Origin of the sequence: Pandoraea anapnoica, assembly GCF_902459765.1 — a bacterium.
Lineage (GTDB): Bacteria > Pseudomonadota > Gammaproteobacteria > Burkholderiales > Burkholderiaceae > Pandoraea > Pandoraea anapnoica.
The window spans coordinates 555,047-579,023 of sequence record NZ_CABPSP010000001.1; the positions used below are offsets into that span (position 1 = coordinate 555,047).

A 23,977-nucleotide genomic window follows, 5' to 3' on the forward strand; every position below is an offset into this window, starting at 1 on the left:
CAGGATGTCTCCATGCGAAGGGGGTGTCGTTCTGTCTATGCGCGCGACGATAAAAGGAGGGACGTTCGCGCGCATGCAACGATTCGGGCCGATCTTAATCAAGCCGTAATAATCCCGATACGCATAAATTCTTATCCTGATAACCTTTATTTATCCGTCATAACCCTTAGTTTGCTGCGATGAAACTGCATCAATTGCGCGCGTTACTGGCCGTCGCCGACACCGGGAGCATTCACGAAGCAGCGCGCACCCTGCACGTCACGCAGCCGGCCGTCACCCGCGCCTTGCGCGACCTTGAGACAGACATCGGCTTGATGCTGATTCTGAGAAGCTCGTCGGGGGTGTCGCTGACGGAGGAGGGGCGGGCGTTGCGCCAGCGTGCCGAGCTGATCGTCAACGAGATGGCGCGCACCGAAGCGGAGATGATGCGGTTGCGAGATACGCGTCAGGGGCGCGTGTCGATTGGCGTGACACCGCTCTCGGCGATTACCGTGCTGCCCAAGGCGTACAACCGCTTTCGGCAGACGATGCCCGACGTCGCATTGGAATTCTCGGAGTTCAGCGCGCCGCAACTGGTGGAGCAACTCAAGAGCGGCGCGATCGATTTTGCGCTGGGATCGGGGGTTGACGGACGCGAGTTCGGCACGGTGCGCGCGGTCCATCTGGCGACGTTTCCCATGTGGTTTGCCGTTGCCCGGCGTGGGCAATTGGCGAACGCGACGTCGCTGGCGGATTTGCAGAACGGCGAATGGCTGCATACGGGGCCATCCAGCGAATTTCAGGCGTTCCTGACCGAACTGTTCGCGCGTCAGGGGCTTGCGCCGCCGCGCCGCATCACGCGATGCGCCTCGCAAACGCTCTTCTATAGTCTGGCGGTCAACAGCAACGTCGTGACGTCATGGACGCATCTGGCTTTGCGGACCGAAGGCGCTGCCGAAGAGCTGAAGACCCTCGACCTCCTCGAACAGCCGCCCGCGCGCAATCTGTTCCTGCTGTTTCGCGACAGCGCGATTCTTACGGCCCCGGCAGAATACTTCGTGCGCTGCATCGAAGACATCGTCAAAGCCGAGCGGGTCGCACAGCGTTCACGTAAATCGAAGTCGTTGTAGGGCCTTGCCGCTTACCAGTTGATATCGACGCAAAGCACATGAAGCCCTTGCTTCGCGGGCGACGCGATAGAGGCCGTCACGCACAAATGCGCTTCGTTGATCGAGAGATAAGGCGGCGTGAAATGCACTTCGCCAGGCGCGCGCATGGCTTCGATGAAGTACGGACGCCGTGCCCAGTTCGCGCCTTCCGAATGCAGGAGCGGACGAAAACGTTTGGCGCGTTGCGACGAATGGCTGTGCGGCAGCACGTTGTCGCCGATCTGGCGGCCGACCGCGTCGAGCAGGAAGCAGCGTGCGGCGTCGGGCAGGGCGAGCAGGTCGTGCGTCGCCTGACGAATGTCCTGTCCCTGAGCGATGCGCGCGGCCGCCGATTCGATCCCGGCGACGTACGGCGCGAGTCGCGCATGCTGTGCCCGCTCGCGCTCGACGATCTGGGTGCGCAGCGCGGATGAGAGCGCGTCCATGCGCTCGGCCGCTACCTTCGGCGGCACGGGGTCGAAATCCGGCGCGGCGAAATACTGGCCTTGCACGAAATCGACATTACATTCCAGCGCGATCAGCGCCTCGCGATCTGTTGTGAGGCCGCCCATCATCACTAACTGTCCCGATTCGTGCAGCAACGACACGAGACCGGGCAGTACGCGCGCCAGATGCGATTGCTCCGCCGCCTGCGCCAGAATGCCGCGATCCAGCACCACGATATCCGGACGCAGATCCCACACACGGTCGATGTTCGAGTGCTTTGCGCCGAAGCCGCCCAAAGCGATCAGGAAACCCGCCTTGCGCAGGCTGCCGACGATTGCGCCAAAGCGCGGTGTGTCGCCGCCGGCCTGTTCGGGCACCTCAAGCACAACGCGTTGCGGCGACAGACCGGTTGCCTTGAGCGTGGCGATCAGCGCGTCGCCGTAAACCGTATCCATCAGCGCGGCGGGGTGCAGATTCAGAAAGAGCCACGCATCGCGGCTGTCGAATTCATGGAAGTTGCCCAGGTGCAGCGACTCCGCGAGTCGCCCCAGCTCCAGCATGTCGCCATGACGCGCGGCCATCGTGAACACTTCGTGCGACGGCGCGTGACGGCCCTGCGCGTCGTGCGCGCGCAGCGAAGCGTGATAGCCGATGGCGCGCCGGTGCGAGACCGAGAACACCGGCTGGAAGACGCTGGAGATCGTGAAATCCCCGTATATGACGATGCGCCGACTGTCGTCGGCCGCCGTCATTCGTGGCGGCAGGAGTCCGGGGGCGTCGAGATCGATGGTCATGGTCGTGACAGGTGCAGACTCTAAGGATATGTACAGAATAGGAGAGCAAGAAGCGTGCTCAAAGGCGCGCGCTATTGTCCCCGATTTTCAGGGCGTTTTTCGTGCGTCTTGTGACGCGACGCACCAGAGAATGCCGCCCGCGCCCCAAAGTGGGGCGTGGATGCTGGGGATGGCGACACTCGCGCGCGCGGCATTGCCTTCCCGCGGGCTGCGTAGCTGAACTAGGGTGCCAGCACCTGCGCCCGCCGGGCCACGCGTGCGAGCGCCAGCGCACAGACCGCGTTGAACACGTGCAGGCCGCCTGGGCCGAGCAGCGTCACGGCTAGCGAGGCGATCATCGGCCCGAGCAGGCCGCCGACCGAAAAGAGGATGAGCAGCGTAGCGCTCACGCCGATACGTCGCTCCGGCTCGGTGCGGTCGTTCACATGGGACACGATCAGCCCGTACTGCGTGAAGTTCACGGCCGAGAACAGGAACATCAGCACGAAGACCAGCCAGTGCGCCTGAATGAAGATGAGCGGTGCGCAGAACGCGACCGACGCCAGCGCCAGACGCCGCGACACCGTGCGCCGGTCCATGCGGTCGGACAGACGTCCCACCGGCCATTGCATGAGCAGTGCGCCGAAGAGCGCCACGCCCATTAGCGTCGACAGACTGCCGATGGAAAAGCCGATGCGCGTGAGATAGACCGGCATCATCGCGTAGAACGCGCTGTACAGGAACCCCGCGAGAACGCAGCCCGGAATGGCAATCGGCGTGGCGCGCGCCATTTCCGTGACGCTGTCGAACAAACTCATCGCCGGTTGTTTGACGAGACGCTCGTCGGCCACGCGCGTGGGCCAGCCCTGCATCAGCGTGATCGGCAGAATGGCAGCGACGAACAATCCGGCGACGAGCAGCAACTGCCCTTCGCTACCGGCCTCGCCGATATTGAGCAGGAACTGGCCGGTGCTCACCGCGAGGTAGTTGATCGTGAGGTACGAGCCGAACACGCGCCCGCGCATGGTGTTCGGCACCGACCCGTTGAGCCAGCTTTCCACCGTGGTGTACATGCCCATCAGCGCGAGGCCGGTGCCCACGCGAAGCAGACAAAGCAACAGCATCGACTCGGAGACCGCGAAGCCCATCACGAAGAGGGCGCCCAGCGCCGTGAACGCCACGAACGCGCGATGCTGCCCGATGCGCTCGATCAGCGACCGGTTGTAGAACGCTCCGAGCAGGAAGCCCGCGTAGTAGCACGACTGGATCACCCCGATGGTGAACGTCGATGCGCCGAACTTCAGGGCATGGAAAGGCACGGCAGTGACGAACAGTCCGTTGCCCACGACCAGCACGCCGTAGCCCAGCAGAATGCCCATGAGCGCGGGATAGATGCTGATGGGCAGGGGAACGGTGTCGGCCGGGGCAGGGCCGGGTGGCGTCGACGGCGCACCCAGCAGCGAGGCTTCGGACAGCGGGCCGGGACGATCGGGCTCGTCTTCGGCAATGGCAGGATCTAGCGACGGATCGCGTTGCATTCGATTTCGAGGGCTCGCGGGCCAGAGAATTGGGGGCAAAGGCTTGCACGAGCGTTCATCATCGCACGATGAAGACACTTAGGCGAACTGATCACGGTGACGCGTGTACCGTCGAACCCAAAAAACAAAGGCGTGTCCCGATGCAGGACACGCCTTTCACGTCTTCCTTCAACGCCGCTCCCTCGTAAGTGGCGTCATGCGTCAGACAGCAATCAGTGCTCCGTCACCCCAGCGCCGTGCCACACTTGCTGTCGACGCTTGCGACTGCCGATCCACGCGGCGGACAGCGCACTGATGAGTCCCGCCACCAGCACGTAGATGCAGATCATCCACGGCTCGCCACCGTTCTTCTGCAACAGGTACGTGGCGATGATCGGGCTCAGGCCGCTCGCGAAGATGCCCGAGAACTGATAGACGAACGAGATGCCGGTGTAGCGAACCTTGGCGTCGAACAGTTCGGAGAAGAGCGCGGCTTCGGGGCCGTAGACCGACGCGTAGATCACACCCAGCGGAATGACGATGGACAGCCACACGAGCATCACGTTGCCACCGCTCGCCTTCATCAGCCAGAACCCGCCGAACGACGACAGGCCGGTCGCGAGCGAACCCCAGAAGTAGATGCGCGTGCGCCCGATGCGGTCGGAGAGCTTGCCGAAGAACGGAATGGTGAAGATCATCACGAACGCGGCCGCCATCACGCCGGTCAGTGCCTCGGTCTGCGAGAGCTTGAGCGTCTGCGTCAGGTAGGCAATCGAGAACACACCGAAGATGTTGAAGAATACGCCGTCGATGAAGCGCGCACCCATACCGGCCAGCACGTTGCCCGGGCTCTTCGTGAGCACTTCCGCAATCGGAATCTTGATCTCGGCGCCCGCCTTCTTGATCTTCGCGAACTCCGGCGTTTCCATCACGTTCAGGCGAATGTACATGCCGATGGCGACGAGCCCGACTGACAGGAAAAACGCCACACGCCAGCCCCACGCGAGAAACTGCGCGTTCGTCAGCGTGTACGACAGCACGGCCACTACGCCCGAGGCGAGACACAGACCGAGCGCGAGACCGACCTGCGGAATGCTCGCGTAATAGCCACGCTTTTCCTTCGGCGCGTATTCGAACGCCATGAGCACCGCCCCACCCCATTCGCCGCCGAGACCAATGCCTTGCATCACGCGCAGCAACAGCAGCAGAATCGGCGCCCACAATCCGATCTGCGCATAGGTGGGCACCAGCCCGATCAGCATGGTGGCGATACCCATGATGGTGAGCGTCATCACGAGCATGCTCTTGCGTCCGAGCTTGTCGCCGAAGTGACCGAAGATCACACCGCCGAGCGGACGGCTCAGGAAGCCCACCGCGAACGTGCCGTAGGCGAGCATTGTCGAGATGAGCGGGTCGCTGCCGGGGAAGTACAGCTTATTGAACACTATGCCGGCGACGACGCCGTACAGAAAGAAGTCGTACCACTCGATGGTGGCGCCGATGAGGCTGGCGACGACGACACGGCGCATCTGCCGCGCGTCGGTCCTGGTCGATGCATTCATGGTTGTCTCCGAATCTTGTATTGGTTAGGGGCTAACGTGACTGATGCGCCTTACGCGACTGACTAAACCGTCAGGGCGACTTCCGCCGGTGCCTCCTCGCAACCGCGGAAGTCTTCCTGCATGCCCGACGCGCGCTTCCTGTCTTCGAGAATCATGTCGGCCGCCTTCTCGGCAATCATGATGGTCGGTGCATTCGTGTTGCCCGACACCAGCTCGGGCATGATCGACGCGTCCACGACGCGCAACCCCGCGAGTCCATGCACGCGCAGACGATCGTCGACGACGGCCATGCTGTCGTCGCCCATCTTGCAAGTGCCCGCCGGGTGATAGATCGATTGGCTGAACTGGCGCGCGGCCTGAAGCAATTCGTCGTCACTCTGGTACTGCGCGCCAGGAATGAATTCGCTGATGATGTGCGGCGAGAGCGACGGAGCGGCCGCGATGCGACGCGCCACCTTGATGCCGTCGATCACAACACGATGGTCGCGCTCGTCGGACAGATAGTTCGCGTGAATCACTGGGTATTGCAGCGGATCGTTGGAGCGGATCTCGACGCTGCCCCGGCTGAACGGCCGCAACTGGCAGACGGACGACGTAAAGGCGGAGAAGCGATGCGCGCCCTGTCCGGGTTTGTCCGCCGACAACGGTTGCATGTGGAACTGAATGTCGGGGCGCGTGACGTCAGGCCGCGAGCGCGTGAAGATCGTCACCTGACTGGCGGCCAGTGTGAGCGGACCTGTGCGGAACAGCGCGTATTGCAAGCCGATGAGCGCTTTGCGCAGCGGGTTGTTTACCTCGTCGTTGAGCGTGCGCTCGCGGGTCTTGAAGACGAGCCGCACTTGCAGATGGTCCTGAAGATTCTGGCCGACGCCTGGCAACACATGCCGTAACGCGACACCGGCCTTCGCGAGAACCGTCGTCGGCCCGACGCCGGAGTTCTGCAACAACTGCGGCGAACCGATGGCCCCTGCGGCGAGAATTACTTCCACTCTGGCCCGTGCCTTCTTGCGCTGGCCGCCCTGCAGGTACTCGACGCCCACCGCGCGCTTGCCTTCAAACAACACACGGCAAGTTTGTGCGCGCGTCTCCACGATCAGATTGCGACGCTCGCGTACCGGCTTGAGAAAGCCCTTGGCCGTGCTCCAGCGAAAGCCCTTGAAGGCCGTCTGCTGAAAGTATCCGACGCCTTCCTGCGTCGCGCCGTTGTAGTCCTCGTTGAAGGGAATGCCGATGTCCTTCGCGGCGGCGATGAAGTGCTCCGCGATGGGGCGGCGCAGCCGCAGGTCCGAGACCTTCAGCGGTCCGCCGACACCGTGGTACTCGCTCGCGCCGTGTTCCTGATCTTCCGACTTGCGGAAGTAGGGCAGCACGTCCGCGTAACCCCAACCGCGATTGCCGAGATCCGCCCAATGATCGTAGTCCTCACGCTGACCGCGCACGTACAGCAGGCCGTTGAGCGAACTGGAGCCACCGAGTACCTTGCCGCGCGGCCAGTCGATCTGGCGATCCGCCACGTTGGCGTCGGCTTCGGTGCGATAGCACCAGTCCAGCGCCGGGTTGTGCATGGTCTTGAAGTAACCGACCGGCACGTGAATCCAGGGATTGCTATCGGGGCCGCCGGCTTCGAGCAGCAGCACCCGGTTCGCGGGATCTGCGCTCAGACGATTGGCGAGCACGCATCCGGCAGAGCCCGCACCGACGATCAGATAGTCCACCTCGTGTTCCATACCGCCTGTCTCCTGCTAAGCAATTCACGACGTTTCTCCCGAGGGATGAAACGATTCGTTTCGGTTTGTTTCGATTCAATGTCGGCGAGCAATCGGCAAATGCCAAGCGAAAAAAAGCCGGGAAACGGAAACTGAAACGGAATTCGCGCTTGGCGTCTCAGAACGAGGCGATTGTTGCGGCGCATCTGCGGGGTTTCACTGAGTCGGAGCGAAGGCGAGGTGCGGGATAAGAGGGACACCGATTTCATGACGTCGAAGAATCTCACGGGTAATCCCGAGGCTGATCGACGTCAATTAATTGGTATATTTTGTTTCTTTTATTGATCGTGGAGAATTTCGGACGACGTGAATCGTCAGACTCCGGGAGTCGATTCGACGCGATGAGAGCAGGAGGCGGAATGCACGGAACGCAAGGGGCGCGCGAGGGCGTACGTGAGGGGGCTCGGGAGGCGGGCGCGCTCGACGACGCCGAGTTGCGCGCGAGCGACGAAGCGAGAAATCTGCGCGCGCTGGCCGTCATCGAACGGCTCGCCATGGCCGGACAACCCTACACCTTGTCACAGCTTGCCACGCGTCTGTCGATTCCGAAGGCCACGCTGATGCGCCTGATCGAAGCGCTGGAAGTCTGTGGCTACGTCTCGCATGTGCCCGATTCGCGCGGCTCGGAGCGCGGGCTGTCGCTAGGCCCGCGTGCGGCGCGGCTCGCCCTCGTCACGCTGGCGAACAACAACTTCACGCGCGCGGCGCGCTCGCTGCTGCGTGCGCTCGTCGATCGAGTCGGCGAAACCGTCAACCTCACGGCGCTCGACGGCGACGAGGTGCTCTACATCGAGCGTGTGGAAACGAACGAGCCGCTACGCATGCAGATGCATCCCGGCATGCGCGTGCCGCTGCACTGCACAGCGAGCGGCAAATTGTTCCTGTCGCAAATGCCGGTGGTGGAGCGTCGCGCGGTGATTTCGCGACTGTCGCTCAAACGCATGACGCCGCGCACGATCACCGACGCGAGCCTGCTTGAAGCGGAACTCGACCGGCTAGCGGCGCGCGGCATCGGCATCGACAACGAAGAGTTCGTGCGCGGCATGGTGGCCGTGGGCGTGCCCGTGCGCGCGCCGGAGGACGGACATGTGCGCGCGGTACTCGCCGTGCATGGCCCGACGGCGCGCGTCACGCCGGAACAACTGATGGGATTGGTGCCGACGCTGCGTGAAACGGCGACGGCGCTCGCGCCGCTGCTCGACTGGCAGCGGGCAAGCAAGGTAGAGGCGTTGGCGAAGCGGGCGGAAGCGGAAGACGGGAAGGCCGTTCAGGCGACCGAGAAGACAGAAAGCTAACGCGTCAGAACGTCTTCGCCAGTTCCTTGGCCGCTTCTTGCAGGCGCGGCACGAACTCCATCGCCTTGGAGAGTGACGTGCGCGACACCGGCGCGTGCACGGCCACGGCGGCGATACATGCGCCGTCTTCCTTGAGGACAGGCGCGGCCACGCAGGCAATCCCCAGCACGAACTCCTCGTTATCGACGGCAATGCCTTTGTGCGCAATGCGGTCGAGTTCGCTTTCCAGCAGTTCGGGATCGGTGAGCGTGTTGGGCGTGAAGCGTTGCAGCTTCATCGCACGCAGTAGTGCTGCGCGTTGCTCGCGGGGCATCATAGCCAGCAGCAGCTTGCCGCTTGCGCTGCTGTGCGCGGGCACGTGCGAGCCGGGCTTGAGATCGAGACGTAGCGGCCACGGCGCTTCCATGCGGTCGAGATACAGCACCTCGGTCTCATGCAGCATCGTGAGGTTGCACGTCTCGCCGAGATCGGCCACGAGACGGCCGAGAATCGCGTGACGCATTCGGCGCGCGCCCGCTTGCATCATCACTCCAAGGCTCAGCTGCGCAAGGCGCGGGCCGATCACATAAGCGTTCTTCTGCCCCGGTTCGCGAATCACGAGACCACCGGCTTCAAGCGAGCCGAGCATGCGATGCAGCGACGCCTTGGGCATCTGGATATCGTGCGCCATGTCGGCGAGCGAGACGGGCGCGTCGGCGGCCACGAGGTACTCCAGCAGTGCGAATGCCCGCAGGGTCGGGGTGTCCGCCTTGTTGTCTGAGGGGGAGTCGTGGGCAATCGCTACGTCGTTCATATGCGCCGTTCCGGAAAATGGATCAGCGGTATTGTACCCAAACAGGTTATCGACCGGCATTGGCAGGGTCCAGATACTTAAAGTTCGGTTAGGTTCGGTTTCAGTTCATTCAAATCTAGTCGACGCCATAGGGCACCGTCAATCAGTGTTTTAGTTATTCGGAACGAATTGTATCTAAAAATTGTTAACGCTATGATGCGCTGAAACGGCCCTGCATCTCGACGGGGCCTATTGCCTTGGTATGGCCTTGCCCTTTGGAGACGTCGTGATGGAGATCGCAACTCAACAGCCGGATCGCATGGTCGATGCCCGCACCGTATTCGGCATCGATACCGATCTTCAGGTGCCGGCATTCAGCGAGCGCGACGATCACGTGCCCGAGATCGACACGGCGTACCGCTTCAATCCGGACGTCACGCTGGCGATTCTGGCCGGGTTCACGAACAACCGGCGCGTGATGGTGCAGGGCATGCACGGCACGGGCAAGTCCACCCACATCGAACAGGTGGCAGCGCGGCTGAACTGGCCGTGCGTGCGCGTGAACCTCGACGGCCACATCAGTCGCCTCGACCTTGTCGGCAAGGACGCCATCGTCGTGCGTGACGGTCATCAGATCACCGAATTTCAGGAGGGTATCGTGCCGTGGGCGTTGCAACGCCCCGTCGCGCTGATCTTCGACGAGTACGACGCCGGACGTCCCGATGTCATGTTCGTCATTCAGCGCATTCTGGAGCGCGATGGCAAATTCACGCTGCTCGACCAGAACCGTGTGATCCATCCGCATCCCGGCTTTCGCATGTTCGCGACGACCAACACCGTCGGTCTGGGCAATCTCAATGGGCTCTACCACGGCACGCAGGTACTGAATCACGCGCAGATCGACCGCTGGAATGTGGTCGCGACGCTCAACTATCTCTCGCGTGAAGACGAAGCGGGCATCGTTCTCGCACGCGTGCCGGAACTGGATAACGACGCGGGCCGCACGCTGATCGAGTCGATGGTCAGCGTGGCGGAACTCACGCGCAAGGGTTTTGCAACGGGCGATCTGTCTACGCTCATGTCGCCGCGCACGGTCATCAGCTGGGCGGAGAACGTGGGCATCTTCCGCGACGCCGGTCTCGCGTTCCGTCTCACGTTCCTGAACAAGTGCGACGAAGCGGAGCGCGCCTTGGTGGCCGAGTACTATCAGCGCGCGTTCGGCTGCGAATTGCCGTCGACCGATGGCGGCCGCTCGCTGCTGGCCGATGCATCATGACCCTCTCGGAGCGCGAGGCGGCCCGACGCGCCGCACGCGGCGAGGCGTTGTGCGCCGCCACCGTGCGCGCGCTGACCGGCGACGCCGCACTGCATTACAGCGGGGCGCGCCTGTGCCGGAATATGCGGCCGTTGCCGTTGCATGCGCCCCATCTGCAATCGCTGCCGCCGCCCGCCGACCCTTTGGCAACGTTGCGCGGTGCAGCGGACGGCGCGGCGTTGCGGCTGCGTCACAGCGACCCGGCATTGCATCGACGTCTGCAACCGGAGGCGCCGTTGGAGCGCCTGCTCTTCGAGCTGCTGGAGCAATTGCGCTGCGAGACGTTCATTCCCGCCGGTATGCCCGGCGTGGCGAGCAATCTGCGCGAGCGCTTCGAAGCATGGTCGCGCGCGATGCACGCCTCGGGCGTTGCGGACAGTCACGTGGGGTTGTTGCTGTACGCGGTAGCGCAGATGAGCTGGTCTCGACTAACCGGCTACCCGGTCATCGAAGAGACGGAAGGACTGATCGAAGCCACGCGCATGGCCATCGCCCCGCGCATTGGCGGCGCGCTCGCGGGTATGCGTCGAACGCGTACCGATCAGGCGGCGTTCGCGGCTTACGCGCTGGAACTGGCCGCCGACATCGCGGGCCTGATCCGTGCGGCGGGTGGTGAGCAGCCGGAAGACAGCGCCAAGGACGACGAAGACGAGAAGGGCGTGCGCAACGCCTTCTCGCTATTTCTCGACTTCGACGAGCAGGAAGACGAAGGCATCACGCTCGCGCACTCGGGCGACAGCCGGGTGCTGACGGCGTCGGAGCAAGGCTATCGCGTGTTCACCAATCGCTATGACCGAGAACTGTACGCGGGCACGCTTGTGCGCCGCGCATTGCTGACCGAGTTCCGCGAACGGCTCGACGAGCGCATCGTCGCTCAGGCGATCAACGTGCCGAGGCTTGCGCGCGCGCTCAAGGCGGCGCTCGCCGTGCCGCAGCGCGACGGCTGGTCGTTCGGCGAAGAGCAGGGGCGCATCGACGGACGACGGCTCGCGCAACTCGTCAGTTCGCCTGCCGAGCGGCGTCTGTTTCGGCTGGAGAAGCACACACTCATCGCCGAATCGATGGTGACCTTTCTCATCGATTGCTCCGGGTCGATGAAGGCGCAGATCGACGCCGTCGCGATGATTGTGGACGTCCTCTCCCGCGCGCTCGACGCCGCGGGCGTCACCAACGAAATTCTGGGCTTTACCACCGGTGCGTGGAACGGCGGACGCGCCCGCACCGACTGGCTCGCTCGTGGCAAACCGCGTTTTCCCGGTCGTCTCAACGAGGTCTCGCATCTCATCTTCAAGGATGCTGTCACCAGTTGGCGCCGCGCGCGGACCGACATCGCATCGCTGTACAAGGCGGACCTGTTCCGCGAGGGCGTGGACGGCGAGGCGCTCGAGTGGGCGTGTGAACGTCTGCGTTCGCGCAGCGCTAATCGACGCCTGCTGATCGTGATTTCCGACGGTAGCCCGATGGACGCCGCCACCAATCAGGTCAACGACGAGCACTATCTCGACCATCACCTTCGGGAAGTCGTGGCGCAGCAGCAGGCGCGCGGCGATGTAGAAGTGTTGGGCCTTGGCGTCGGCCTCGATCTCAGCCCGTATTACCGGAATTCGCTTGCGCTCGATCTCACGTCGTCGCCCGACATGACGATGCTGGCGAAGCTGGTCGACTGGATCGGCAGCGGCGGACGTCGATCCGGTGACTGACGCGGCACCTCCGACGCCGGACGACATCGGCGTCAGACCATCTCCATCACGGCGCTGACCATCAGATGAACGCCGAGCAGGATCAGCGTCATGAACGCGAGACGGCGTGTGGTGACACCTGAAAGCGGCGGGGGATGGCGTCGTGCGAACAGCGTGGCGAACGTGACGACGGGAAACGCGAACGCTGCTTGCCACCACATCGATGCCGGTAGCTGCCCTGCGAAGGCGCTATAGGTGGTGCGGATCGTCGCGGTGACGGCGAACAGTAGAATCAACGCGCAGCGAATCTGGACCAGCGTGAGCGGCTGACGATAGAAGTGGAAAATCAGCGGCGGCCCGGAGATACCGAACATCCCGCTCAGCAAACCGCCGAAGATGCCGCTCAAAAAGAAGCCCGTATCGGCGGAGCGCTCGGTCTTCGGTGCGGGACGCAGGGCTGAGCCGATGCCGCCATACAGCACGACCGCGCCCAGCAGCAGATGCAGCACGTTTGACGCCGTGCCATTCAGATAATCGAACAGCAGCACGCCGACCACGACCGACGGGATGATGCCGAGCGTTGCCGCCCGCACAGCCCGCCAGTCGATGAGATGCAGCGTGCCAGGCAACGCGAGCGCGCTGTTCACAAGCGTGACCAGACTCACGAGGATGGCGACGTCGGCCACGGGCGCGAGGCCGAAGCCACTGGCCCCGCCCAGCACGATCATCCCCAGCCCGAACCCGGTCACCGTCTGGAAGTACGTGGCGAAGCCCAACAACAACATCAACGGCAGATGGGCCAGCAGCCCGGTCAGCATGACTTGCCAGGTCATACCCGCGCATGCCCGCTCATACGCGAATGGCGAGCGGCGACACGCCGGTCAGCTTGGCCCGAGCGGCCTGCGCTTGCACGCAGGTCACGCCGATCACGTAGTAGATGTCGTCGGCGCTGCACCCGCGCGACAAGTCGTTTGCCGGGCGATTCAACCCTTGCAACAGTGGGCCGATGGCCTTCGCACCGCCGATGCGTTCCGCCAGCTTGTAGCCGATGTTGCCCGCGTCCAGACTTGGGAAGATCAGCGTGTTGGCGTGCCCTTCGATCTGCGAGTGCACGACTTTGCGCTGGGCGATTTCGGAGACGATGGCGGCGTCGAGCTGAACGTCGCCGTCGATGGCCAGTTGCGGCCGAGCTTCTTTGACGCGACGTGTCGCTTCCACCACCTTGTCGACGGCCGCATGCTTGGCGCTGCCGCTGGTGGAGAACGACAGCATGGCGACACGCGGTGGCTCCATGAGTAACGCAGCGGCGCTATCGGCCGCAGCGAGTGCGATCTGCGCCAGTTGCTCAGCGTCGGGGTCGACGACGAGGGCACAGTCCGAGAAGATCAGCCCGCCCTTCATCGTGTGGAACGGCTCGCAGAGCATCATCAGGAAGAAGCTCGACACGAGTTTGAACGATGGCTGCACACCGATGATCTGAATCGCCATGCGTACCACGTCGGCCGTGGTGTTCACCGCACCCGCGACGGAACCGTCTGCGTGGCCAAGGCGCACCATCATGTTGGCGAAGCCCAGCGGCGTGCGCATTTCCGCAAGCGCCTGCTCGCGCGTCATACCTTTCTTCGAGCGGATGCCGTACCAGATGTGCGAGAAGGCTTCGGTCATGTCCGACGTCGCCGGATCGATCAGTTCCATCCCGGCGAGATCGATGCGCGCCTCACTGGCGGCGCGCTGCGTTCGGGCGATATCGCCGATGAGCACGATGCGGGCAATGCCCTCACGCGTCGCGCGCGCGGCAGCCGCGAGCACGCGCGCGTCGTCCGACTCGCACAGCACGATGCGCATCGGGGCACGGCGCGCGGTATCGATAATGCGGTTGATGGCTTTCATGATGTCGAAGAAATAAAAAAAGCGCCCCCGGCACCCACAGAGCCGGGAGCGCTGTCACACGAAGAACCGCTACCGCGTCAGACGTAGTCCTTGTACTTGTCGAGCATGCGCACCGGCTTTGAGAGCGCGTCGCGACGGAACGGATCTCCCAGTTCGCGTGTGCACATGATTTCGATGATGGTCGTCTTTCCTTGATTCATCTGCATGTCGATGGCCTTCTTGAGCGCCGGGCCGACGTCTTCCAGACGATCGACCACGATGCCTTCCGCGCCCATCGCCCGCGCGATGTTGGCGAAGCTCGGGCTGTCCAGTTCACCGGCGACGAAACGGCGGTTGTAGAAGTCGACCTGATTCTTTTTCTCGGCACCCCATTGACGGTTGTGGAAGACCACGGCCGTGACCGGAATGTTGTGACGCACGCACGTGAGCGTTTCCATCAGGCTCATGCCCCACGCGCCGTCGCCGGCGTACGACACGGCCGGGCGGTGCGGTGCGGCCACCTTCGCGCCGATGATCGTCGGGAAGGCGTAGCCGCAGTTGCCCCAGCTCATGGCCGCGAAGAAGCTGCGCGGCTTGTTAAAGCGCAGGTAGCTGTTGGCCACCGAGTTGATGTTACCGATGTCGGTCGAGACCATGACGTCTTCCGGCATCGCCTTTTCGAGTTCGCGCAGCACCTGACGCGGGTGCAGATACTCGCCGCCGTTGAACGTCTTTTCGTTCTTCTGCTCTTCGATCATGTCGAGGCTGTACTGATCGCGCTCGTGGGTCCAGTCGTCGAGTTCCTTCTCCCAGGCGGCCTTTTCCGTAGCGATCTGGTCGGCACGGGCGGCGCGCGTAGCGTCGCAGGCGAGCGTGCGCTCTGCGAGACGTTGCGACAGGGCGACGGCCGCCGCCTTCGCATCGCCGCAGATGCCCACCGAAATCTTCTTCACGAGGCCGAGCATCTTGTGGTCGGCATCGATCTGAATGATCTTGGCGTTCTTTGGCCAGTAGTCCAGACCGTGCTGCGGCAGCGTGCCGAACGGTCCGAGTCGCGAGCCGAGCGCGACGACGACGTCGGCTTGTGCGAGCAGCTTCATGGCAGCCTTCGAACCCTGATAGCCGAGCGGGCCGCACCACAGCGGATGGTTGGCCGGGAACGAGTCGTTGTGCAGGTAGCTGTTGACGACCGGCGCGCCGAGGCGCTCAGCCAGTGCCTTGCACTCTTCGACGGCGTCGGCCATGACCACACCACCGCCCGAGATGATGACCGGGAACTTGGCTTGCGCGAGCAGCTCGGCCGCTTCGTTCAGACGCTCGTCGCCGCCAGCACCGCGATCGAGACGTTGCGGACGCGGAATCTCGGCCTTGATCTGGCCGTAGAAGTAGTCGCGCGGGATGTTGAGTTGCGTCGGGCCCATTTCGGCCATGGCGCGGTCGAAGCAGCGGCCGGTGAATTCGGCCATACGCGCCGGGTGCGTTACATGACCCTGGTACTTCGTGAATTCCTGGAACATCGGCAGTTGCTTTGCTTCCTGGAAACCGCCGAGGCCGATACCCATCGTGCCCGCTTCGGGCGTGACGATCACGACCGGGCTGTGTGCCCAGTAAGCGGCGGCAATGGCCGTTACACAGTTGCTGATACCGGGGCCGTTCTGGCCGATCACGACACCGTGACGGCCCGACACGCGAGCGTAACCGTCAGCCATGTGGCCAGCGCCTTGCTCGTGCACCACCGGAATCAGACGGATACCGGCGGGCGCGAAGATGTCCATCGCGTCCATGAAGGCCGAGCCCATGATGCCGAACATCTCGCTCACGCCATTGGCGACCATCGTTTCGACGAACGCTTCCGAGGGCGTCATCGTTTGCGGACCGGCGTCTGAAGCCGTCAGTTGCTGGGTGGCCGTAGCCGGATCTTTGGCGTTCATGGGGTGTCTCCAGTGAAAAATAAACGGAACAAATAATTCCGATTTAGTTGCTTGTTTCGAAATCTAGGGGATCAAACCGCCGTCGTCAATTGGTATTTTTATTATTTGGTACGTTTTGTATTGAAAAATGAAAATTAAGCGTATGTCGAGTGACGAAGGTGACCTGTCGCTGTCGTTCAGAAAAAAACGCCCCGTCAGGCGGGGCGGGCAATCCGGGCATTCTTCAGGGCGTGATCAGAACGCCGGGCGGTCCTTGCGGAACGCATTTTTCACTTCGATCTTGCCGTCGCGCAGGGTGAACACGTCGACCATGCGCGCTTCGACGCGCGAGCCATCCGCCTTCGTGCCTCGGAACGTCGATTCCGATACGGCGCGATCGCCGTCCACGAAGTGCACGCCCTCGGTCCACGACGCGTCGGGGAAGTTTTCCCACGCGGACTGAAACGCGGCGCGCACGGCTTCACGGCCTTCGAAGGTGCGCCCGAGCATGTCGGGGCCCGCGACGGCATGGAACACGCACGTGTCAGTCATGCAGGCCATGAGTGCATCGATGTCGTGGCGGTTCCAGGCGTCGTTGAACGTGGTGAGTAACTGGATGGCGGCGGTGTCGTTCTGAGTCGTCATTGCAGATTCCAAAATTCGAGAGGTAAGCGATACAAGCGGGATCAGCGGGCTTCGTCCTGCGCGTGATATCGCTGATAGAGAAAGCGCTGGCCGATGCGGCGGAATGGCGCGAAGCCTTGCCATTGCACCGTGCCGAACACATTCGGGTATTGCAGCGCGGAGTCGTAGATCGGCAGATCCCATGACGGGTCGCGCTGCCCGGCAATGCGTTGGGCGAGGCGGCGTCCGGCGTGCGCGGAGAACGACACACCATTGCCGCCGTAGCCCACGGCATAGAACAGGTTCTGACGTGGATCGGGTTGCGTGACGCGCGGCATCATGTCGTGACTCACGTCCACCCAGCCCCACCACGAGTAGTCGATCTGAATGCCCTTGAGTGCGGGGAATTTGCGATGCAGGCCTTCGACCAGCACGGCCATATGTTTCGGATTTTGCGCATCGGCCCCGGTGATCGAACTGCGGCTGCCGATCTGCAACCGGTTATCGGGCAGCAGACGGTAGTAATAGCGCAGCGTGCGCGTATCGGTGATGACTTCGTGCGTGCGGAAGTTCGTCGCGGCGATCTCGTCCGGTGTGAGTACGCGCGTGACGAGCGAGTTCGACAGGATCGGCATGATCTTCGAGCGCAGCGCTTTCGTGACGTCGTTACGTGTGTAGCCGCCGGTGGCAAAGGCGACGGCCTTGGCACGCACGACACCGCGCGGCGTGCGCACGTGATGCACGCCGTTGATCGTCTCCACGCCCAGTACCGGTGTCGACGGATGCACGCGCGCGCCGAGCGCACGCGCCATGCGCAGATAACCGAAGGCGAGTTTGAGCGGGTGCACGCCGATACCGTCGGGTTCGTGCAGTGCGCCGCAGTTTTCCTGGTCGTCGACGTATTGTTCGCGGACTTCGTCGCGCGAGAGGATGCGTGTGTCGTAGCCGAAGACATCGCGCATGACTTTGGCTTCGTTGCGCAGGAAATCCATCTTGCGATCGCGGTGGGCGATGTAGAGATGGCCGCCCGGTTGCGGGTCGCACTCGGGCACTTCGGCGATGAGCGATTTGAACGTGTTGAAGCCTTCGCGGATTTCGGCGTCCAGACGCAGCGCGGTGTCCTTACCCCAGCGATCGATCCATTGCGAGCGATAGAGACGTCCGCTGGCGTTCTGACCCTGACCGCCGTTACGGCTGGTGCAACCCCAGCACGTCTGGTTCGCTTCGAGCACGGTGGCCCGGATGCCGTGTTCGCGAGCAAGGAACAGGGCGGTGGACAGGCCGGTGAAGCCGGCGCCGACGATGACCACGTCGACATCGGCATCGCCTGCGAGCGGGCCGTCGTCTTCCGGCGGCTCGCCGGCGGTGGCAACCCAATAGGTCGGCGCATAGTCCATGCCCAGCCCGGGGTTGGACGAGACGAGCGGATCGTAAAGCGGATCGTATGGCGCTGCGGAGCGACGATCCAGCGCGAAGGATTCAATCGTACCCACGTTTGGCTCCTGAAGAGAATGAGCCAATACTGCCAAGAACAATTTCGTGGGATTAGTACCACCGGAGACTTGTGATGGTGCCAGCGCATCGCCGCACCGCTGCGGCTTGGACTTCGTCAGGGAAGTCCCTGACTGGCTCCACATTTTTCGTGGACGTGGCGCCAGCGTAGTGAAGTGATTACGCCAGCACAGCCAGTCCGTGTTTTTCGATGACTTGAAGCAGTTTTGCTGCGGCACCACTGGGCTTCTTTGTGCCCGCCTCCCACTTTTGAACCGTCGACGCACTGGTGTTGAGATATGCCGCGAGAACGCCCTGACTCACATGAACGCCCTTGCGAATCCTGATGATCGCGGTCTTTGTGTATTTGGGAACGGCGGGAACGCACAATTCGTCATATTCGCGCATCGTCCGTTTGCTGATGCCCCCAGCGGCGTGCATGTCTTTCGCAATCTCGTGGATAGTCGTCAGCGCGTCGGACTCATTGACGGAAGACCTGTTTCGTACTCTCGCAACGCGTGTTCGGGACGCGGCATCGGTCGTCTTGACGGCGGCCTTCCGGCCGGGTTTTGCCGCAGCTTTGGATTCCACAACTGGTTTGGTCATTTTCCGCAAATCTCCACTAAGGCGCCCGTCTGCAACATCGCTTCAAATGCCTTTCTCGGCAAACTCTTGAGGTCTTTGGCCAGCTTCTTGAAGCCCTTCAGCGCTTTCGGCCCGACGTTCTTTTCATCTTGCTTATCAAACAGATATGCAAAGATGATCCATACCTCTTCCTTCTCGACGAGGAGCGCTCGGAAATCGCCATTGCGTAGTCGCGCCTTGACGACACCAGCGCCCAGCGCATTACCGCAAACCCCTTCGCTGGCCCACCTCATCGCCACACGGTACAACTCGTCGTTGGATATTTCGGCAGTCCGGGCATCGCTTGAAAACCTTCGGGTTTTGAAGACCCGCACTCTCCTCTGACAGCTTTCGCTTACTCCCTTCCTTCCTAAAGGCATGTGGATTTCATGTGTGCATTATGGTCGAAAACTGTAGCACTGAGTGCTATAGATTGTAAGCTGGCACCAAGTTGCGGATATATGGGGCGCATCGCGCATCACGCCTCACTGGCACCAAACTTTTCTGGCATGTGGCTCTAAACGGCGCGATTTTTGGCTGGGGATACTGAATCCGACAAAAGGTCCGCGCCGCGCGACCGTAACGGCACATTGCCATGTGCCGTGCGCAATGGAGATGGGACATGCTCAGATTGCTGATTGGCCTCGGGTTGCCGTATCTCGGGGTTGTAGGACTGCTGCCCTGGGCAGCTTCCGTCGAGCGCTATGTGCTCGGTGTGCCGTTTATCTACGGCTGGATCTTCCTGTGGTTCGTGCTCACGTCCGTGTGCCTGTGGCTGTGCTGGACGCTCTTCGACCGCCATATCGTCGAGGACCCCGCGTGATGCGATGCGCCGCGAGCCACGCCACGCGCGCATCCAACGTCCTTCCTTAGCAACTTCGCCTCAGGCGCGTTTTTGCGCGCATTGAATCGGTGCTGCGCTCACCCGAGCCAGCGCCCACGGCACCCCGATCCCGCGTACGTGCCGAATTACGTTCCGAATTCCGGAGATTGCGTCGATGGCAACCCTCATCTTTGCCGGCTTCATTCTGTTATCGGTCTATCTTGCGTTGCGAGCGCGCGGCGGACGCGGCCCGCAGAGCATGCACGACTTCTTCGTCGCATCGCGCCAGTTCGGCGCGTGGCTCGTATTCTTCCTCGCCGCCGGTGAGATCTACAGCATCGGCACGATGGTCGGCTTTCCCGGCGGCATCTACGCCAAGGGGCCGACCTACGGCGTGTGGTTCCTCGGCTACATTCTGCTGGCCTATCCCGTCGGTTACTTCCTCGGCCCGAAGATCTGGGACGCCGGGAAGCGCTACAACGCGATCACGCTGCCGGACCTGTTCAAGGGTCACTTCCAGAATCGCTTTCTCGAACTGGTGGTCGCGATCACGGCCATCGTCTTTCTGCTGCCTTGGGGGCAGTTGCAGTTCACCGGGCTGGTGGCGGCGCTCAAGGGACTGGGATGGAATTTCCAGCCGCTGTGGCTCATCAGCTTCTCCGCGTTGCTGGCGTTCGTCTACATCGCGATTGCCGGGGTACGGGCGTCCGCCTACATCGCGGTGCTCAAAGACGTGCTGATGGTCGCCGCTATCGTGATCACCGGTGTCGCGGTGGCGTGGGAGTCCGGCGTGACGCCCGTGTTTCAGGCCGCGAGCCAGCACGTGAGCAATGCGATGAGCACGCAGCAACTCACCTTCGCGATGACGACCATCGTGTTCCAGTCGCTCGGCATGTACGTGATGCCCTTTGGCGTGCAGAACTTCTTCACGGCGAAGAGCGCGTCCACGATCCGGCGCACGCAGGTCGCCATGCCGCTGTACATGCTGATGTACCCGTTCCTGGTGCTGGCGTCGTACTACGCGATCAGCCAGAACATCCAGCTCGCCTCGCCCAACGAAGCATTCTTCGCCGCCGTGACGCAATTGCTGCCGTCGTGGCTCGTCGGCCTCGTGGCGGCAGGAGCGGCGCTCTCGGGATTGCTCGTTCTCGCAGGCATCTGCCTTGCGCTCGGCCCCATCGTCACGCGCAACATCCTCTCGGGCATGCCTGAGCATCGTCAGAAGGCCAGCTCGAAGGTGGTGATCGTGCTCTATCTGCTGGGCTCCATCGTGCTGACGTTGCTCACGCCGAACCTCATGCTTACGCTCATCAACATGGCGTATTACGGCGTGACGCAGTTCCTGCCGGGCGTGATCGCCGTGGTGTTCCGCATGCGCGTGCGTGCCACGGCCGTCGCCGCCGGCGTGCTGGCAGGGCAGGGCCTCGCGCTCGTGCTCTACTTCAAGAATCCGGACCTCGGCGGGGTCAACCTCGGGCTGATTTGCCTGGTCGTCAACGTCGTGGTGATGTCGGTGCTCAACCTGCTCCTCGGCGGCCATCGCGCCGCACGTTCGATGGACGCAGGTGTCGGCACGCTTTCCCCCTACAAGAAGTGAAGATGACAGACAGAGACAGCAGCACAGACAGCAGCAAAGCCAGCAACCAGGACAGCACCACCGCCAGCCGTGACGACATTCGCGTGTACGTCGCCCGCAAGATCGTGACGATGAATCCGGCGCAGCCTGTGGCCACACACGTTGCGGTGTGCGATGGCCGGATTCTCGCCGTCGGCGGCGCCGACGACATGCGCCGCTGGACGGATGCTGCGCCCATCGACACGTTGCGCGACAAAGTGCTCATGCCCGGTCTGGTCGAGGGGCATTGCCACCTGATGGAAGGCGCGATGTGGGACGCCGTCTATGTCGGTTATTACGACCGGCGCGGCCCCGACGGTCATCTGTGGGAAGGATTGAAGACGCCGTCCGACGTACTGGCTCGCCTGCGCGACGCCGAGCAACGCATGACGGACGACCACAAGCCGTTGCTCGCCTGGGGATACGACCCGATCTTCTTCGAAGACGCGCCGCTGGTTGCGCGCGATATCGATGCGGTGTCGATGACGCGCCCCATCGCGATCCTGCATGCCAGCGTCCATTTGATGAACGTGAACACGCCGATGCTCGAACTCGCGGGCATCGATGGCGACGCCGACGTTGACGGCATCGTCCTCGGTGAAGACGGCGAACCGACCGGCGAGTTGCAGGAGTTCGCGGCGATGTTTCCGGTGTATCGCGTCATCGGCGAGGGGCTGTCGATCGCGGCGAGCGAGAGTCCGCGCGCGATCTGGAATTTCGGTCGTGTCGCGCAACTCGCGGGCGTGACCACGGCGACCGATCTCGTCAACGACCTGACGCCGACCGGCAACGCGAATCTTCATGATGCGACGGCCGATGCGAAGTATCCGATTCGCATCGTGCCCGCCTTCGCACCGCAACGATGCCCTGAGGGCGGGCCGCAACGCGTGCTCGATGCGCGCGAAGGCAACACGGACAAGCTGCATTACGGACCGGTGAAATTCATCGTCGACGGGTCGATTCAGGGGTTCACGGCACGTCTGCGCTGGCCGGGCTATCACAACGGCAAGCCTAACGGACTGTGGCTGATCGCGCCGTCGCAACTCGTTGAGACATTCCTGCCGTTCCACGCAGCCGGGCTGCAAATGCACATTCATACGAATGGCGACGAAGCCACGGAAGTGGTGCTCGATGCCATTGAGAAACTGCTCGAAGTGCATCCGCGTACCGACCATCGTCACACGTTGCAGCACTGCCAGATGGCCGACGTCGCACAACTCACACGCGCGCTGCGTCTCGGCATGTGCGTGAATTTCTTCGCGAATCACGTCTACTACTGGGGCGACGCGCACTACACGCAGACGATGGGGCCGGATCGCGCCAATCGCATGGATGCGGCTGAGATCGCGCGTCGGATCGGCTTGCCGTTTGCGCTGCACTCCGACGCGCCGATCACACAACTCAATCCGCTGTTCACCGCGTGGTGCGCCATCAAACGCGAGACGTCGTCGGGCCGTGTCCTCGGCGAGTCGTTGCGCTTGCCGGTTGACGACGCCTTGCGTGCCATCACGCTGGGCGCAGCATTCTCGCTGGGGATGGATCATCTGATCGGCAGCGTCGAAGTCGGCAAGTACGCGGACTTTGCGGTGCTAGACGCCGATCCTTACGAAGTGCCGGTAGACGAATTGCGTCAGATGCCGGTGTGGGGCACCGTCCTTGGCGGGGATATCTTCCGCGCGCCGACATGATGACCGTCCAGCCGCCCGACGCACGAGTACAGGCCGAAGTCGCACGGCAACCGGTGCCGATGATCGTTCTCGGTGGCTATCTCGGCGCAGGAAAAACGACCCTCGTCAACGCGTTGCTGCGCAATGCGGATGGCTTGCGCGTGACGGTGCTGGTGAACGACTTCGGCTCGGTCAACGTCGATGCATCGCTCATCCGGGAGCGTAGCGACGACGTGATCGGATTGGAAAACGGTTGCGTGTGCTGCACCATCGGTGGGCGTCTTGTGGAGACGCTCATCGCCATCGGTGAGCGGGCACAGCGCCCGGACCTGCTTGTGATCGAAGCGAGCGGGGTGTCCGATCCCATGCGCATCGCGCAGGTAGGGCTGCTGGACAAAGCGTTTCGATTACACGGCATTGTGGTCGCGGTTGACGCGTGCGGCATCGAGGAAACACTCGCCGACCGCTACGTCGGCGACATCGCCCACAAGCAGATCATGGCGGCGAGCACGCTCGTGATGACGAAGACGGATCTCGTCACGCCCCACGCGTTGCGGGCGGTGCGGCAACGGCTGACCGAACTCGGTGCGACGCAGATCGTCGTGACGGCGGATAACGGCGTGGTGCCACCGGCGATTCTGTTTCCCGACGAAGCGCTTGCACTGCCCGGCTTGCTAAGCCCGAGGCCGCTGCGCGCGTCGGGTCACACGTTGCCGAGTGGTCTGCGCAGCTTCGTCTGGACGATGGACGGCGCGTTGGATCGCAATCGATTGCGGGCGGCACTGCTGATGTTTCGGGGCAAGCTGTTGCGAGCGAAGGGGTTTGTCGTGTCTTCGACTGGGGGCATGAGCGAGATGCATGTCGTGGGGTCACGGGTGACATTCAGAGCGCGCCCGGAGCTGCCTGTGCAGCCGTCGTCGATGGTTTTCATCGGCGTGTTGTCGGACGAAGAAATCTTGCAATTCAAAGGTGCGTTGCAATCGACGCGCCTGGAATCGTTGCCCTGTTTGACCTAGCCGGGCTTGTCGAAGGATGTGCTGCGGATCTGTGCTTACCGGATCCGTGGTAGAAGGCAGACGGTGCCGCTACGGCGAAAAGTGA

Annotated in this window: 20 protein-coding genes; 8 read left to right on the forward strand and 12 right to left on the reverse strand. The window is 62.8% G+C overall.

Annotation, left to right across the window (positions count from 1 at the left end; genetic code table 11):
- Positions 1-179 precede the first annotated feature (179 nt).
- Positions 180-1,109 (forward strand): LysR family transcriptional regulator, encoded by a 930-nt coding sequence (locus tag PAN31117_RS02635; protein WP_150736802.1) that lies wholly within the window; start codon positions 180-182, stop codon positions 1,107-1,109.
- Positions 1,110-1,120: 11 nt separating this feature from the next.
- Here the strand turns inward: PAN31117_RS02635 and PAN31117_RS02640 are convergent, their stop codons facing one another.
- From PAN31117_RS02640 to PAN31117_RS02655, 4 genes are all read right to left on the reverse strand, one after another.
- Positions 1,121-2,368: a sensor domain-containing phosphodiesterase gene (locus tag PAN31117_RS02640; RefSeq protein WP_150736803.1), complete on the reverse strand. Its 1,248-nt coding sequence runs from the start codon at positions 2,366-2,368 to the stop codon at positions 1,121-1,123.
- A 221-nt stretch (positions 2,369-2,589) separates the two neighbouring features.
- On the reverse strand, positions 2,590-3,885 hold the full coding sequence (locus PAN31117_RS02645; RefSeq protein WP_150736804.1) for an MFS transporter: 1,296 nt from the start codon (positions 3,883-3,885) through the stop codon (positions 2,590-2,592).
- 212 nt (positions 3,886-4,097) lie between these two features.
- Entirely contained in the window at positions 4,098-5,426 is a 1,329-nt protein-coding gene (locus PAN31117_RS02650) for an MFS transporter (RefSeq protein ID WP_150736805.1), read from the reverse strand.
- 62 nt (positions 5,427-5,488) lie between these two features.
- On the reverse strand, positions 5,489-7,153 hold the full coding sequence (locus PAN31117_RS02655) for a GMC family oxidoreductase (protein WP_150736806.1): 1,665 nt from the start codon (positions 7,151-7,153) through the stop codon (positions 5,489-5,491).
- 398 nt (positions 7,154-7,551) lie between these two features.
- On the opposite strand from PAN31117_RS02655, the gene PAN31117_RS02660 reads away from it, so the two are divergent.
- Positions 7,552-8,487 carry an IclR family transcriptional regulator gene (locus tag PAN31117_RS02660; protein WP_150736807.1) on the forward strand — a complete coding sequence of 312 codons (936 nt, stop codon included), beginning with the start codon at positions 7,552-7,554 and terminating at the stop codon, positions 8,485-8,487.
- Positions 8,488-8,491: 4 nt separating this feature from the next.
- Here the strand turns inward: PAN31117_RS02660 and PAN31117_RS02665 are convergent, their stop codons facing one another.
- Complete coding sequence (locus PAN31117_RS02665) at positions 8,492-9,280, reverse strand: IclR family transcriptional regulator (RefSeq protein WP_150736808.1); 789 nt, start codon at positions 9,278-9,280, stop codon at positions 8,492-8,494.
- 268 nt (positions 9,281-9,548) lie between these two features.
- On the opposite strand from PAN31117_RS02665, the gene PAN31117_RS02670 reads away from it, so the two are divergent.
- Together PAN31117_RS02670 and PAN31117_RS02675 are read left to right on the forward strand one after the other, a co-directional pair.
- On the forward strand, positions 9,549-10,535 hold the full coding sequence (locus tag PAN31117_RS02670; protein ID WP_150736809.1) for an AAA family ATPase: 987 nt from the start codon (positions 9,549-9,551) through the stop codon (positions 10,533-10,535).
- Positions 10,532-12,274 (forward strand): cobaltochelatase CobT-related protein, encoded by a 1,743-nt coding sequence (locus PAN31117_RS02675; RefSeq protein WP_150736810.1) that lies wholly within the window; start codon positions 10,532-10,534, stop codon positions 12,272-12,274. The genes PAN31117_RS02670 and PAN31117_RS02675 overlap by 4 nt, the downstream gene beginning before the upstream one ends.
- A 32-nt stretch (positions 12,275-12,306) precedes the next feature.
- Here PAN31117_RS02675 and PAN31117_RS02680 read toward each other — a convergent pair whose 3' ends face one another.
- The 7 genes from PAN31117_RS02680 to PAN31117_RS02710 form a co-directional block, all read right to left on the reverse strand.
- Positions 12,307-13,086 carry a sulfite exporter TauE/SafE family protein gene (locus PAN31117_RS02680; RefSeq protein ID WP_246188873.1) on the reverse strand — a complete coding sequence of 260 codons (780 nt, stop codon included), beginning with the start codon at positions 13,084-13,086 and terminating at the stop codon, positions 12,307-12,309.
- 16 nt (positions 13,087-13,102) lie between these two features.
- On the reverse strand, positions 13,103-14,143 hold the full coding sequence (gene pta, locus PAN31117_RS02685) for a phosphate acetyltransferase (protein ID WP_150736811.1): 1,041 nt from the start codon (positions 14,141-14,143) through the stop codon (positions 13,103-13,105).
- Positions 14,144-14,220: 77 nt separating this feature from the next.
- A complete protein-coding gene (xsc, locus tag PAN31117_RS02690; RefSeq protein WP_174990773.1) occupies positions 14,221-16,053 on the reverse strand; it encodes a sulfoacetaldehyde acetyltransferase in 1,833 nt (610 codons plus the stop codon).
- Between the two features lie 234 nt (positions 16,054-16,287).
- Positions 16,288-16,677: a nuclear transport factor 2 family protein gene (locus PAN31117_RS02695; RefSeq protein WP_039395939.1), complete on the reverse strand. Its 390-nt coding sequence runs from the start codon at positions 16,675-16,677 to the stop codon at positions 16,288-16,290.
- A 41-nt stretch (positions 16,678-16,718) separates the two neighbouring features.
- Positions 16,719-18,149, reverse strand: coding sequence for an NAD(P)/FAD-dependent oxidoreductase (locus tag PAN31117_RS02700; protein ID WP_174990775.1), 1,431 nt, complete (start codon positions 18,147-18,149; stop codon positions 16,719-16,721).
- A 178-nt stretch (positions 18,150-18,327) separates the two neighbouring features.
- Positions 18,328-18,588, reverse strand: a complete 261-nt coding sequence (locus tag PAN31117_RS27400) for a helix-turn-helix domain-containing protein (protein WP_246188890.1) — start codon at positions 18,586-18,588, stop codon at positions 18,328-18,330.
- Between the two features lie 161 nt (positions 18,589-18,749).
- On the reverse strand, positions 18,750-19,151 hold the full coding sequence (locus tag PAN31117_RS02710; protein ID WP_150736813.1) for a type II toxin-antitoxin system RelE/ParE family toxin: 402 nt from the start codon (positions 19,149-19,151) through the stop codon (positions 18,750-18,752).
- A gap of 242 nt (positions 19,152-19,393) precedes the next feature.
- Here PAN31117_RS02710 and PAN31117_RS02715 point away from each other — a divergent pair, with 242 nt between their 5' ends.
- The 4 genes from PAN31117_RS02715 to PAN31117_RS02730 all read left to right on the forward strand — a co-directional run bounded on the left by PAN31117_RS02715 (position 19,394) and on the right by PAN31117_RS02730 (position 23,892).
- Positions 19,394-19,594, forward strand: a complete 201-nt coding sequence (locus tag PAN31117_RS02715) for a DUF3311 domain-containing protein (protein ID WP_039395941.1) — start codon at positions 19,394-19,396, stop codon at positions 19,592-19,594.
- 175 nt (positions 19,595-19,769) lie between these two features.
- Complete coding sequence (locus tag PAN31117_RS02720; RefSeq protein WP_150736814.1) at positions 19,770-21,191, forward strand: sodium:solute symporter family protein; 1,422 nt, start codon at positions 19,770-19,772, stop codon at positions 21,189-21,191.
- A 110-nt stretch (positions 21,192-21,301) separates the two neighbouring features.
- On the forward strand, positions 21,302-22,897 hold the full coding sequence (locus PAN31117_RS02725; protein ID WP_246188891.1) for an amidohydrolase: 1,596 nt from the start codon (positions 21,302-21,304) through the stop codon (positions 22,895-22,897).
- On the forward strand, positions 22,894-23,892 hold the full coding sequence (locus PAN31117_RS02730; RefSeq protein WP_246188874.1) for a CobW family GTP-binding protein: 999 nt from the start codon (positions 22,894-22,896) through the stop codon (positions 23,890-23,892). Before PAN31117_RS02725 ends, PAN31117_RS02730 begins: the two co-directional genes overlap by 4 nt.
- Positions 23,893-23,977: the final 85 nt, after the last annotated feature.